The following is a 13,259-nucleotide window of genomic DNA, read 5'->3' on the forward strand; positions in this document are numbered from 1 at the left end:
TCTCGACAAGGAGGCCCCATGCCCCGCCAAAGCGACCTGCGTTTCACCTTCGAGCCCTTGAAAGGCGATCCCTTCGAGGTGGTCTCATTCACCCTCGAAGAAGGCCTGTCCCGACCGTTCAAACTCGAACTGGAACTGGCCAGCCACAACGCCGCTATCGACTTCAATCGGGTGCTCGATCTGGCGGGGCTGTTCACCCTATGGCGTGGCGACACCCCGGTGCGCTACGTCCACGGTTCGGTCAGCCTGTTCACCCAGGGTGACACCGGCTTTCGCCGCACCCGCTACACCGCCGTGGTCGAACCGACGCTGGCGCGCTTCGACCTGCGCTCCAACTGGCGCATCTTCCAGGGCCAGACCGTGCCCGACATCATCACCCGCGTGCTCACCGAGCAACAGCTCACCGATATCCGCAGCGAAATCTGCTACGAACACCAACCCCGCGAATACTGCGTACAAGCCGGCGAAACCGACCTCGACTTCATCGCCCGCCTCGCCGCCGAAGAAGGCCTGCTCTACACCTTCGAACACCGCGCCGACGGCCACACCCTCGTCCTCACCGACCGCGTCGGCGGCCTCGGCACCATCGGCACCCACAGCGATTGCCCGGTGCTGTATCAACCGATGGCCGGCGGCGACTCCATGGAACCGGCGTTGACCCGCTTCCACTACACCGAACAAGTGCGCACTGCGCGCCAGGTGCAGCGCGACTACACCTTCACCCACCCGTACTACAACCAGCAGCACACCGCCACTGGCGACCAGGACCTGAACAACCAGCACAAGGACTACGAACGCTTCGACTATCCCGGCCGCTACAAGCGCGACATCGCGGGCAAGCCCTTCACCAAGACCCGCCTGGCCGCCCTGCGCAACGATGCCAAACTGGCGCACCTCAAAGGCGACGATGCACGCCTGCAACCGGGGCTGGCGTTCGACCTCAGCGAGCACCCGCGTGAGGATTTCAATGATCGCTGGCGCACCATCGCCATCCAGCACGCAGGCAAACAGCACAGTAGCCTGGAGGAGGAAGCCTTCGGCAGTGACCACGGCACCTCTTACGAAATGACCGCCAGCGCCATCCGCTGGACCTCTGATTGGAAAGCCCCGCTGCGTGACAAACCCTGCATCGACGGCCCCCAGATCGCCACCGTGGTCGGGCCGCCGGGGGAAGAGATTTATTGCGACGAATGGGGCCGGGTCAAGGTGCAGTTCCCGTGGGACCGCGCGGACAAAAACAACGATCAGAGTTCGTGCTGGATTCGTGTGGCCCAGGGCTGGGCCGGTGCGACCTGGGGCGCCATGGCCGTGCCGCGGGTCAATCAGGAACTGATCATCAGCTTTTTGGATGGAGATCCTGACCAGCCGATCGCCACAGGCCGCACCTACCGCGAGACCAACCTGCCGCCGTACGAGCTGCCCAAGCACAAGACGCGGATGACCATCAAGAGCCGGACCCATAAGGGCGAGGGTTTCAATGAGCTGCGTTTTGAGGATGAGCTGGGGCAGGAAGAGGTGTACATCCACGCCGAAAAGGACAAGAACGTCCATATCAAACATGACAACACAACGTTTGTGGGCAATGACCGCAGTGAGAAAGTCGGGCATGACGAGCAGATAGAGGTAGGCCACGACCGCAAGGAACAGGTTGGCAATGACGAACGGATAAGCATTGGTCAGGATCAATATCACAGTGTGGGTCGGGATCGAATGCAGAGCTTCGGACGCGACCACCAGATCACCATTGGCAAAGACCGGGTCGAGACCATTGGCAATGATCGACACGACACGATTGCAGTCAATCACCGCATGGAAATTGGCGGTAACGCCGAACAGGTCATTCAGGGTTCCCAACATATCTCTGCCGCGCAAGGCATAGGCACCAAAACCACGACCTATCAGCTGCAAACCAGCGACAGCCTCGTTCTACAAGGCCCCGGCGGTAGCATTACCCTGGATGCCAATGGCATCACCCTCAGCGGGATTGCCATCTACCTGAATGGGCCGACGCAACTTAACGCTAAAGGCGCAGGACACTCACTCATCCTTAGTGGCGTGCCGACAACCGGCGAACCGATCTGTGTTGGCTGCTGGCTCAAGGCCGCCCGTGAGCGTAAAGCCCTCGTGAAGGTGGACGCATGATTCCCGGTGAACTGCTGACGGCACTGACCAACGACCTTTACGCACACGACGTCCCCCGTCCGCGATATCTCGTCGCGTTGATCGATATGGCGACATTACCTCAGGAAACCCGGCAAAAACTGACGGACCATCCAGGCTTTGATCTGCAACCACTGCTTCTGGCTCCCGGCCTGGAACAGCTCAGGCCATTGGGCCCGCACTTGGCATGTCCACGTGAGGCCACTCGCAAGGGCCATGGCGCACTGATCGACAGTCTTGCGCGCTATGACAGCAATACCATCGTCGCATGGATTACCAGCACTGTGAGCGCCGATGTGCTGGCCCGACATCTGAGTCAGGCCACGTTTGTCGACACGCAAGACAGCGAGCGTTACTTGTTGCGCTACTACGACAGCCGTGTCACGCCGAAGCTCTTGCGCCATGCGCCCGAGCAGTGGAGAGAGTGGCTGCTCGCACCCGTTGTGTCCTGGTGGTGCCGTGGGGCCACTCCAAGCCAGGAACAGTGGCATCGAATCCGCGGAGGAGCACGGTCAATCCCGATCGTTGCCGCCCCGCGATTGGTGATGGACGCCGCGTTATGGCAAGCATTGGAAAGTGACCCCCTGCCTTTCCGGCTACTGGAAACACTCAACGAAACCTCACCCACTTTATTCAGTAGCCCGTGCCATGGAGTGCGTCTGGCGCTGATCGAGTCGCTGCTCAGCCAAGGAAAGAGCCTGGGATTGATTGACCATCACAACCTGACCGATTTCATCATCCTCACCCTCCAACACCCCCCCCAACGCTTGCAAGGCACTGCCCACTGGCATGCCGCGCTGCAGCGTAGCGCCCGGGGCGAAGGACGCCTGGGCCAATTGTTTCTCCAGGGAGCACGACCATGACCGCCTCGACCGACCTGTTCAACTTCGTCGCCCGGCAAACGTTCAGCACCGAAGGCAACAGTCCCTGCGTCAGCTGTAAACGCTCGGTGTCCCTGCTGCCGCTGCGCTATGCCGTGATCGGGCACACCGAATCGGCCCTGCCTCCTGCCCTGGCCCAGGCGGAGCCCCTCGCCAGCCTGCCCCTGACCGCCGCGCGCTACACCGTGCGCGCACTGCGCGAGGGGTATCTTTATGTGTTCATCCACCGCACCGCGACCGACTGGGTATGCGAGGGCGCCTATCAAACCTACAGCAGCGGCTTGTGCAAGGCCGTGTGGCCCGCCACCCCGGACGACCTGGGGCTGGGCGGCCTGCCGGACTTCGGCGATCGGGTCATCCAGGTCAGCGATCCTGAAGACGTCAACGAAGCCCGGCTGCTGTTCACCCCGGACCTGCTGACGCCGCGCCTGCTCGCCGAGATCCGCACGCAACCGCGGCTGCGCAACACCCTGCGCAAGGTCGATATCCGCCAACTGATCCAAAGCTGCAGCCACACCGCACACATCATCGAGGCCCAGGCGCTGGACAGTAGCGTCGCCGACCTGCTCGGGCCGACCTCCCCGCCCTTGATGGCCCACCTTGGCGAGCAACTGTTTGCGCCCCCGGCCGGCTACTCGGCCCTGGCGGGTGTGGCTACGCGGCTTGGCGCAACGGCGACCCAGGCGCAGGGTTTTGCCGTGGTGTTGGACGACCCGATCGGCATCACCCAGGAGCTCAATGCCTGGCGCAATCAGAGCGTGGAGACGCTCGAAACCTTCATGCGCAAAACCGACGGCGAAGGCATCGACAACCAGCGCAAACACACCATCGCCTTCGGCCTCGAAAACCTCAAGCTCACCCTCGCCGAACAAGCCGAGCAACGCTACGTCAACCACGCCAACGCGCTTGGCGTGAGGTACACCGACCGCGAGTACGCCAGCAGCAACGTCCACATGGTCACGGCGTCGATGGGCAGCTACCGCAGTTTCCGCAACCCCGCCGACCAACAGCGCCAGGAGCGCGACGACATCGAGCACGCGCGCCACGACAGCTGGGCGAAACGCTACGCGCCGTCGGTCGACGAAGCGCGGCTGCAGGCCTTCATGGCGGAGTTTGATGCGGCCGTCGCCCAAGCCGATGCGATCAAGGACCAGCGCGCCGCCGATCATTTGCAGTGGCTCAACAGCACCGCGTTGCTCGAGGCTTTTGCCTATTACGATGCCAAAGACAGCGGCAACGGCCTGGCGTTCGAAGCGCAACTGGGCGTGGCCGTTGCCGGCATGAACAGTACCGCCCTGGGCGAGGCGCAAATCGACAGCTGGAGCGCCCTCGACGGCACGACGCCGAACAACTGGTTTTGGCGCGGGCTTGCCCAGAATCAGACCCAGGCCATCGAACAGATCAATCTGTTGCTCGCCCAACGCTCGCAACTGCCAACCCTGGACGGCGCTCAGCTGCAAGCCTTGAGCAAGTCGCTGGTCGATATCTACGCCAAAGCCCACGCGCTGGTCGGCGAGGTCAGCCTCAATACGCCACCCTCTGCCATCCGACTCAGCGGCGCGGTGCTGCTGACCAACACCTTCGGTACCCGCCTGCTGCAAAGCAGCGCGGCGTCCAGGCTGGACGGCCCGCTCAACACCGCGCTGGCCCTGGTGTTCAAGGCGAGGCTGGGCCATTTGGGAGAGCAACTGCATTTCGAAAGCAGGACCATGCCGCTCAGCCAGGGGGTCAGGGCGAAAATAGGCCTGGCCGCCCACAAGAGCTTCGGCGACACGCTGGCCGCGGGTGCCGCCGGGCCCATGCTGGAAGTGCGCCTGGGCAGCACCCTGGCCTTGCTGGAGGTCTGGAACCTGAAGCTGAAGGCAGAAAAGGCGGACAAAGGCACGCGCGAGTACATCGAGCTGACGGCCGCCATGCTCGCGGTGTCGGCGGTCGGGCTGGAGTTGGGGGCGGTGGCGGTGGGGTTGGCCGAGCGCAGTCATAACACGGCGATTCGTCAGGCCGGGCGGGTGATGGGGAGTCAGTTGAAGTTGATGGCGGGGGTGTTGGCGGGGGTAGCGGCAGCAGCCGGGATGGTTTTTGATTTATCCGACGCCAAAAAAGCCCATCTTCGAGAAAACCACTCTTTATCCCTAGTATATTTCATGCGTGCTGCTGCCCAAGCTGGATCCGCCCTCTTTTCAATAGCCATCGGATTGGCAGCTGCTGCCCCGTATTTGGAACGACTAATCCAGATACATGGACGAAATCGTTTTTTGGTATATGCCCATCAGACGTCCACACAACTCGCATTGAAAATGGCTTTTATGCTGCGTTGGTGCATACGAATCAACCTGGTGATTTTCGCAGCTTCCGTCGCGTTAGAAATGCTGCTCCCAAATGAGCTTCAGAATTACTTGAACCACTGTACTTTTCGAAAAGATCGAGACAATGGAACCCCCAAATCCGTAGAGCAAGAACTAAAAAACTTCCACAAAGCTATCGAGGCAACCCTCTAATGTATTTTTTTGAATGGCTCATGTATGACGGACGTGCGACGACTGATTACGAAGCATTAGGAAGAGAAGCCGATCTACAAAAAGAGACCAATGAAAAGCTGCCTCCCATTCGTGTCACACAAACAATTTCGAAAGCTATTACAGATAATGAGTCACTGTATAATTACAATCCAACTTACATTGATGCCCGCACTCCAAACGATGAGAAGCGCGGACTGATAACCTTAATAGTGGGCGGAGTCGGCGCAGGACTACTATGGATGTTCTTCCTTGCATTTTATTTCCTCGCCACGTATTACTATAACGAACACAAAGGTTCCGAGAGTACTCCGCTTAGCATTATTGATTTTATTTCGCTGCATATCACTCCATTAATCCCTATAACTTCTCTGTATCTTTACATAAAATACGTCTTTCGCTACTTACGACTCGAAGCATTCACCGCCCGGCGCCTGATCGTCCGCTTCAACCGCGTCACCCGCAAGATCTACCTGCTTCGCCCCAAACACCTGGGAGGCATTGTCGCCTTGGACTGGGACACCGCCGAAGTCTGCATCAACCCGAAGATGTCCGAACTGGACGGCACCGGAGGCTTCGTCATGCTGGGATGGGACAAAGAAACCCACTCCGTCCGTGACGCCGACGGCCATCTCAAGGACGACTTCGAAATCACCTTCGTGGGCAAGCCAACCCGTAACGCCTCCGAACTCTTGGCGTTCTGGGAATACATTCGGCGCTACATGGAAGAGGGGCCGGAAGCGGCGCCCAAACCCAAAAAACTCATCGGCAAATTTCCCTGGCCGTGGCGCTCTTTCATGGCCGTGTGGCAACTGGACAGCCGGTTCGTGAAAATCCCTCAGCTGTGGATCTTCGTGCCGATCTATGGCCTGTTACTGCCGTTGATCCTTGTGCATGCCTGTGGCCATTGGGTGTCCCTGCTGTTGTGTTACGAGCCAAGGTTTCCTCGTTCCATTGAGGATGCAGGCCGCTGAGCCCATGAAATCCGATTCAGCGAGTACTGGGCCATGGCTCAACTGTTCATGCAACAAGGCCCGCAAGCCCTGCCCACCTTCCCCCGCCCGCCCCGCGACTGGAACAACGAAGACGTGACCTTCAACCTCGCGCGCCGTTTGGCGCCCAAGGTGCGGTGGCCGACGGAAATAGACCTGGAGTCACGCTCCGCACCCTAATGTCGCCGTAGCAGGGCGGACAATGCGGACTTGTGATCAGTTCCGAGTCTTCCCGAAAGGGAATAGCTGCCATGATGCGCCGCTCGTAGGAAAAAACGCCCCGTCCGCCGGCAACCACGGACAAGCATGAACGTCCATTGAATGGCGCACATCGTTTGATGGTCGATTTGATAGTCGCGTGACTTTTCAGCAGGCAAAAAAAATCCCGCAGAGCGTCTAACTCGCGGGATTTCTTTGGTATTTATGGCGGAGAGATAGGGATTCGAACCCTAGGTACCGGTGAAGGTACAACGGATTTCGAATCCGTCCCATTCGGCCACTCTGGCATCTCTCCAACGGCGCGCATCATAACAACACTTTCGCAGGAAGCGAACCCCCTAAGCGAAATATTTCTGTGCTATCAGATGCTTGCGTCGGTTAAAGCGGTACGCCAAGACGATTGGCGACTTCTTCGTAGGCTTCGATAACGTCACCGAGGCCCTGACGGAAGCGGTCCTTGTCCATTTTCTTGCCGGTGGCCTTGTCCCACAGACGGCAGCCGTCCGGGCTGAATTCGTCGCCCAGCACGATGGAGCCATCGTGGAACACGCCGAATTCCAGCTTGAAGTCGACCAGCAGCAGGCCGGCGTCGTCGAACAGTTTGCTCAGGACTTCGTTGACCTTGAGCGACAGTTCTTTCATGCGAACCAGTTGCTCGGCGGTGCCCCAACCAAAGGCCACGACGTGGGATTCGTTGATGAACGGGTCGCCCTTGGCGTCGTCCTTCAGGAACAGTTCGAAGGTGTAAGGGTTGAGCTTCATGCCCTCTTCGACACCCAGACGCTTGACCAGGCTGCCGGCGGCGTAGTTACGCACGACGCACTCGACCGGGATCATGTCGAGCTTCTTCACCAGGCATTCGTTGTCGCCCAGCAATTTGTCGAATTGGGTCGGCACGCCCGCAGCTTCGAGCTTCTGCATGATGAAGGCGTTGAACTTGTTGTTCACCATGCCTTTGCGGTCGAGCTGCTCGATGCGCTTGCCATCGAACGCCGAGGTGTCGTTGCGAAACAGCAGGATCAAACGGTTAGCGTCGTCGGTCTTGTAAACCGACTTGGCTTTGCCGCGGTAGAGTTCTTCACGTTTTTCCATGATGGGCTCCGCTTGCTAAGTAGATGGGCTAGGCGATGTGGCGCCAGTCGAGCCCTGAATCTTGATCGGCCAGTTGCAGCCAGTCCGGGTCGCACCCGAGGGTGTCGACAAAACATTGCCGGGCCAGCCGCGGCAGGTTGTTCTTGCTGCTCAGATGGGCCAGGACCAGGTGTTGCAGGTCTTTCCAGCCCAACTCGGCCACCAGGAATGCCGCCTGATGGTTATTCAAATGTCCCAGTTCACCGCCCACCCGTTGCTTGAGAAAGTACGGGTAATGACCGCGAGCCAGCATGTCACGGCAGTGATTGGACTCGATCATCAACGCATCGAGGTCCCGATAGCCGTCCAGCACCTTGTCGCAATACGAACCCAGGTCGGTCAACAGGCCGAAGCGCCGCTCACCGTCACTGAAGACATACTGCGTCGGCTCCTGTGCATCGTGGGCCACGGCAATGACACCGATGCTCAAGTTGCCGATTTGCAGTTGCTCGCCGCCAGCCAGAAAGCCTGCGGGTTCAATCGGTTTGCGCATCCCGCGCAAGGTCCCGCGACTGAGGTAGACAGGCAGATTGTAGCGCCGAGACAGCAAACCCACGCCATGCACGTGGTCGGCATGTTCGTGGGTCACGAGTATCGCGCTCAGCTGCGCAGGGTTCACACCCAGGCGCAGCAGGCGCTTTTCGGTTTCCCGCAGGGAAAAACCACAATCCACCAACACGTACGTATCAGCGCTGGCTATCAGCGTGCCATTCCCTTGACTGCCGCTGCCGAGAACGGCAAAACGCATAGGATCAGCCCAGGTTGTCCTGAATCTTGCTCAACACTTTACGCGCTACCTCTGGCGGCGCCACGGTGTTGATGTTTTTCTCGACGGTGACCTGGACGTTCTCGCCAACCTTGCTCAGGCGAACCTGATAACGCTCGGCGCGGGCATCCAGCTCTTCCTTGCTCGGCGCGCTGCCGAACAGGCTGCTCAAGAAGCCTGGCTTGTCGTCTTTCTTCTCGGCTTTTTCGGCCAGGTTGATGTAGTACAGGCCCAGACTGCGGTTGATGTCTTCAACACGCCATTCACCTTGTTCCAGCGCACGACCGACGCTCGACCAGGCACGATCCAGGTCGGTACCGACGTTGAGCACAGGGTTGCCGCTGCCGTCTTCGCTCAGGCTGACACGGCTAGGCGCGTCAAAATCACGTGAAGCCAACATGGAAACCGAACCGCCCTTCTCCGAGATACGGCTCATGCTCGCAAGCATGTCGTCGACCAGTGCCGCGTCCAGGCCAGTGTTGACCGAACGGTTGGTGAAAGCCACGTCAGCGGTGCTGCCGGCAGGACGCTCGGCGCTGACCACATAGACTTCACTGGTGTTGCGCTGCACACCCGGCTCGATGCGCACCCGCACGCGGGTTTCGCTGTCCGTGCTGACGCCGGCCGCGCTCAGGCGCTTGCCCATGGCGGCGGACAGTTCATCGGAGTGCTGCCAGGTCGTGGTGAACTCACCGGTTTGCGGACGCTGTTCATCCAGACGGAAGCCGTTGTCCTGGAAGAACTGAACGGCCACTGGCCAGATTTCAGCCGGTGGATTCTGCGCCAGGATGGAGCTGGAGCCGCCGCTCTTCTGCAGGGAATAGGGGCTGGCGTCCGCAGCCGCCGTCAGTGGCTGCGGACGAGGCACTACGTACTCGCCCTTCTCAGTGTCATCAGCCACGTTGCGCGGGATCGGCAACAGCGGATCCAGACGCTTGGCGTCATGGATATCCTGCGGTATTTGCATCGGCGCAGTCTGTTGCGCTTGCAGGTAATCGCTACCACGGTCACGGAAATAACCTTCCGGGCCCCAGACCCATCCACAGCCACTGGTGCTGGAGATAATCAAGGCAAGTGCGGAAAGTCCGGCCATTCGCTTCATGCGTTGTACTTCCTCAATTAAACCAGGACGCCGCACTGGCGCAGGGCCGTGCGCAGCGTTTCGTGACAAGGTGTGCTCAGCCAGGTCAACGGCAGGCGAATGCCTTCGTGCATCAGGCCCATTTCAACCAAAGCCCACTTCACCGGAATCGGGTTGGCTTCGATGAACAAGTCCTTGTGCAGCGGCATCAGTTTTTCGTTGATTGTCCGTGCGGTCTCGGCATCCCCCTTGAGGGCGGCCTCGCACAGATCGGCCATTTCCCGCGGCGCGACGTTGGCGGTGACGGAGATATTGCCCTTGCCGCCCATCAGGATCAGCTCGACCGCGGTCGGATCATCGCCGGAGAGGACGATGAAGTCCTTGCTTACGCCGTCAAGGATGGCCTTGGCGCGCTTGAGGTCGCCGGTCGCTTCCTTGATACCGATGATGTTCGGCACGGTGGACAGGCGGATCACGGTCTCGGCCTGCATGTCGCAGGAGGTGCGGCCGGGAACGTTGTAGAGAATCTGCGGGATGTCGACCGCTTCGGCGATGTGCTTGAAGTGCAGGTACAGGCCTTCCTGGGTCGGCTTGTTATAGTACGGCACGACCAGCAGGCAGGCGTCGGCGCCGGCTTCCTTGGCATTGCGGGTCAATTCGACGGCTTCGCGGGTCGAATTGGCGCCGGTACCGGCGATCACCGGAATGCGACCGTTGACCTGCTTGACCACGGCGCGGATGACTGCGATGTGCTCGTTGACGTCGAGGGTTGCCGATTCGCCGGTGGTACCGACGGCGACAATGGCATGGGTGCCGTTTTCAAGGTGGAAGTCCACGAGTTTGCTGAGGCTGTCCCAGTCAAGACGCCCCTGTGCATCCATGGGTGTGACCAGTGCCACCATACTGCCCGCAATCATGAAACCGCTCCTGCCGGAAAAAGAGAGCCGTAATGGTACTGGCGCCAAGATGCTTGCACAAGCGAAGTACTGTGCTGCCGCCATTCCCCTTGGCGCCGGTTTTCGCTACCCTTCAGACTTTGATCGAGACAGACAAGCTCGTCCGTCGGGTTTCAGCCTCCATTTTCGGCATCACAAGCCCTGATCCAGCGTTGTCACGCCTCGCTCCCGCCCTGCCGGAGCACGTCGCAACCTGTCACTCGGGGCTTTTTGAGTTCGCATCCGCAGGCTCGCTCCCGGTAAATCGGCCCTTTGACGTATCGACCGCTCATCGCTTTAGGAATGCTGCATGTCCACCCCCACAGTTCGCGAACAATTCCTTGTCATCAGTGCCCTCGGCGCCAACCCCATGGAGCTGACCAACGTCCTGTGCCGCGCCAGCCATGAAAACCGCTGCGCCGTTGTCACCTCTCGCCTGACCCGTCATGGCGAATGCAGCGCGCTGGTGCTGGAGATATCCGGCAGCTGGGATGCCCTGGCACGCCTGGAAGGCAGCCTGCCAGTACTGGCCAAACGACATGCATTCACGGTCAACGTGGTGCGCAGCGCCGCCCTGGAAAACCGCCCCCAGGCCCTGCCGTACGTCGCCTATGTCAGCTCGGCCTACCGCTCGGACATCATCAACGAGCTGTGCCAGTTCTTCATGGACCACAATGTCGAGCTGGAAAACCTGACCTGCGACACCTATCAGGCTCCGCAGACCGGCGGCACCATGCTCAACGCCACGTTTACCGTGACCTTGCCGGCCGGTGTGCAGATCAGCTGGCTGCGCGATCAGTTCCTGGATTTTGCCGACGCGCTGAACCTCGATGCCCTGATCGAACCCTGGCGCCCACAGAACCCAATGTAAGGAAGCTTTCATGGCCGTTGCCATCGACCAACCGGTTGCCGATTTCCAAGCGCCCGCCACCAGCGGGCACACCGTCAGCCTCGCTGATCTGAAAGGCAAGCAGGTGGTGATCTACTTCTACCCCAAGGACAGCACGCCGGGTTGCACCACCGAAGGGCAAGGCTTTCGTGATCAGTACGCCGCGTTCAAGGCTGCCAATACCGAAGTGTTCGGTGTGTCTCGCGACAGCCTGAAATCCCACGAGAACTTCAAGTGCAAGCAGCAATTCCCCTTTGAGCTGATCAGCGACAAGGACGAAGCCATCTGCCAGCTGTTCGACGTGATCAAGCTGAAAAAGCTCTACGGCAAGGAATACATGGGCGTGGATCGCAGCACCTTCCTGATCGACGCCAAAGGCGTGTTGCGCCAGGAATGGCGCGGCGTGAAGGTGCCGGGGCATGTTGATGCGGTAATGGCTGCGGCTCAGGCCCTGAATAAAGCCTGATTCATAGGGCGTCTGCTCAGAGGCCTTCGCGGGCAAGCCCGCTCCTACAAGGACTGCGCTGCCCCTGTAGGAGCGGGTTTGCCCGCGAATGGGACTTCAGCCCCGCTGAAAAACCTGAATCACACGTTAAAGCAGCGGCGATACCACCGGCTCCTTGCGCGGCCACGCATCCAGCACCGCCTTGAACAGCGTCGCCAGAGGAATTGCGAAGAACACCCCCCAGAAGCCCCACAGCCCGCCAAACAGCAGCACAGCGCAGATGATCGCCACCGGGTGCAGGTTGACCGCCTCCGAGAACAGCAATGGCACCAGTACGTTGCCATCCAGCGTCTGGATGATCCCGTAGACCGCCATCAAGTAAATGAACTGATCGCTCCAGCCCCACTGGAACAGCGCAATCAGAAACACGGGCACAGTCACCACCACGGCACCGACATAAGGCACCACCACCGAGATCCCCACCAGCAGTGCCAGCAGCGCCGCGTAATTGAGCTCAAGAACAACAAAGGCGATGTAGGTCACGCCACCGCAAATGAAGATTTCGATGACCTTGCCGCGAATGTAGTTGGCGATCTGCCGGTTCATGTCATGGGCGACCCGAGTGATCAACGCCCGCTCACGGGGCAGGTAACCGCGCACCCACTGGCCGATCATGGCCCGATCCTTGAGGAAAAAAAACACCAGGATCGGCACCAGCACCAGGTAGATCATGATGTTCACAAGCAGTGGCAGGCTCGACAGCGAGAACGTCAGTGCCCACTGACCAAACTTGCCGATCTCGCCCCGCGCCACCTCGATGGCCCGCAACACTTGCTCATCGGATACCAGGTGCGGATAACGCTCGGGCAGCAGCAGCAACAGCGACTGCCACTTGGCAAGCATGCCGGGCAACTCGTTGAACAACGTGATCAATTGGTGCCAGAGCAACGGCACGACAACCACGATGAATACCAGCAACAACCCCATGAATAACGCAAAGACCAGCCCCACCGCGGCCCAACCCGGCACGCGCAGGCGCTCGAGGGCCACCACCAGCCCCTGCATCAGGTACGCCAGCACCATCCCGGCGAGCACCGGCGCCAGCATACCGCCCAAGGTCAGTACGACGGTGAATGCCAGAAACAGCAGGACAGCCAGCACCACCGCTTCTTCATCGGAAAAATAGCGCTGAATCCAGTCGCGTAACACTTTGAACATCAATAATCCTTAAGAACAAACGCAGC

12 protein-coding genes and 1 tRNA gene are annotated in these 13,259 nt (G+C 59.8%); 7 read left to right on the top strand and 6 right to left on the bottom strand.

What is annotated here, in order from left to right; translation table 11 throughout:
- Positions 1–18 precede the first annotated feature (18 nt).
- The 5 genes from ACM6IK_RS07585 to ACM6IK_RS07605 are packed head-to-tail and all read left to right on the top strand — an operon-like array spanning position 19 to position 6,729.
- Positions 19–2,142 (top strand): type VI secretion system Vgr family protein, encoded by a 2,124-nt coding sequence (locus tag ACM6IK_RS07585; protein ID WP_414873821.1) that lies wholly within the window; start codon positions 19–21, stop codon positions 2,140–2,142.
- Positions 2,139–3,023 carry a DUF4123 domain-containing protein gene (locus ACM6IK_RS07590; RefSeq protein ID WP_414873822.1) on the top strand — a complete coding sequence of 295 codons (885 nt, stop codon included), beginning with the start codon at positions 2,139–2,141 and terminating at the stop codon, positions 3,021–3,023. The genes ACM6IK_RS07585 and ACM6IK_RS07590 overlap by 4 nt, the downstream gene beginning before the upstream one ends.
- Positions 3,020–5,539, top strand: a complete 2,520-nt coding sequence (locus ACM6IK_RS07595; protein WP_414873823.1) for a T6SS effector BTH_I2691 family protein — start codon at positions 3,020–3,022, stop codon at positions 5,537–5,539. Before ACM6IK_RS07590 ends, ACM6IK_RS07595 begins: the two co-directional genes overlap by 4 nt.
- A complete protein-coding gene (locus tag ACM6IK_RS07600; RefSeq protein ID WP_414873824.1) occupies positions 5,539–6,531 on the top strand; it encodes a DUF6708 domain-containing protein in 993 nt (330 codons plus the stop codon). The genes ACM6IK_RS07595 and ACM6IK_RS07600 overlap by 1 nt, the downstream gene beginning before the upstream one ends.
- Positions 6,532–6,564: 33 nt before the next feature.
- The gene (locus ACM6IK_RS07605; protein ID WP_414873825.1) at positions 6,565–6,729 is read left to right on the top strand and encodes a hypothetical protein; all 165 of its coding nucleotides are present in this window, start codon (positions 6,565–6,567) and stop codon (positions 6,727–6,729) included.
- 244 nt (positions 6,730–6,973) lie between these two features.
- Here the strand turns inward: ACM6IK_RS07605 and ACM6IK_RS07610 are convergent.
- The 5 genes from ACM6IK_RS07610 to dapA form a co-directional block, all read right to left on the bottom strand.
- Positions 6,974–7,063: transfer RNA gene (locus tag ACM6IK_RS07610), tRNA-Ser, on the bottom strand.
- Between the two features lie 83 nt (positions 7,064–7,146).
- On the bottom strand, positions 7,147–7,860 hold the full coding sequence (gene purC / locus ACM6IK_RS07615) for a phosphoribosylaminoimidazolesuccinocarboxamide synthase (RefSeq protein ID WP_007944067.1): 714 nt from the start codon (positions 7,858–7,860) through the stop codon (positions 7,147–7,149).
- A gap of 28 nt (positions 7,861–7,888) precedes the next feature.
- Positions 7,889–8,647, bottom strand: a complete 759-nt coding sequence (locus ACM6IK_RS07620; protein ID WP_108216837.1) for an MBL fold metallo-hydrolase — start codon at positions 8,645–8,647, stop codon at positions 7,889–7,891.
- Between the two features lie 4 nt (positions 8,648–8,651).
- Entirely contained in the window at positions 8,652–9,767 is a 1,116-nt protein-coding gene (bamC, locus tag ACM6IK_RS07625) for an outer membrane protein assembly factor BamC (RefSeq protein WP_414873826.1), read from the bottom strand.
- A gap of 17 nt (positions 9,768–9,784) precedes the next feature.
- Positions 9,785–10,663 (bottom strand): 4-hydroxy-tetrahydrodipicolinate synthase, encoded by an 879-nt coding sequence (gene dapA / locus ACM6IK_RS07630; protein WP_414873827.1) that lies wholly within the window; start codon positions 10,661–10,663, stop codon positions 9,785–9,787.
- Positions 10,664–10,991: 328 nt separating this feature from the next.
- Between dapA and ACM6IK_RS07635 the strand changes: the two genes are divergently transcribed.
- Together ACM6IK_RS07635 and ACM6IK_RS07640 are read left to right on the top strand one after the other, a co-directional pair.
- Positions 10,992–11,552, top strand: coding sequence for a glycine cleavage system protein R (locus ACM6IK_RS07635; protein WP_007979776.1), 561 nt, complete (start codon positions 10,992–10,994; stop codon positions 11,550–11,552).
- 10 nt (positions 11,553–11,562) lie between these two features.
- Entirely contained in the window at positions 11,563–12,036 is a 474-nt protein-coding gene (locus ACM6IK_RS07640; protein ID WP_414873828.1) for a peroxiredoxin, read from the top strand.
- Positions 12,037–12,162: 126 nt separating this feature from the next.
- Here the strand turns inward: ACM6IK_RS07640 and ACM6IK_RS07645 are convergent, their stop codons facing one another.
- The gene (locus ACM6IK_RS07645) at positions 12,163–13,233 is read right to left on the bottom strand and encodes an AI-2E family transporter (RefSeq protein ID WP_414873829.1); all 1,071 of its coding nucleotides are present in this window, start codon (positions 13,231–13,233) and stop codon (positions 12,163–12,165) included.
- Positions 13,234–13,259 lie beyond the last annotated feature (26 nt).

It is taken from the genome of Pseudomonas sp. IT-196MI5, assembly GCF_949767415.1.
Taxonomy (GTDB): domain Bacteria; phylum Pseudomonadota; class Gammaproteobacteria; order Pseudomonadales; family Pseudomonadaceae; genus Aquipseudomonas.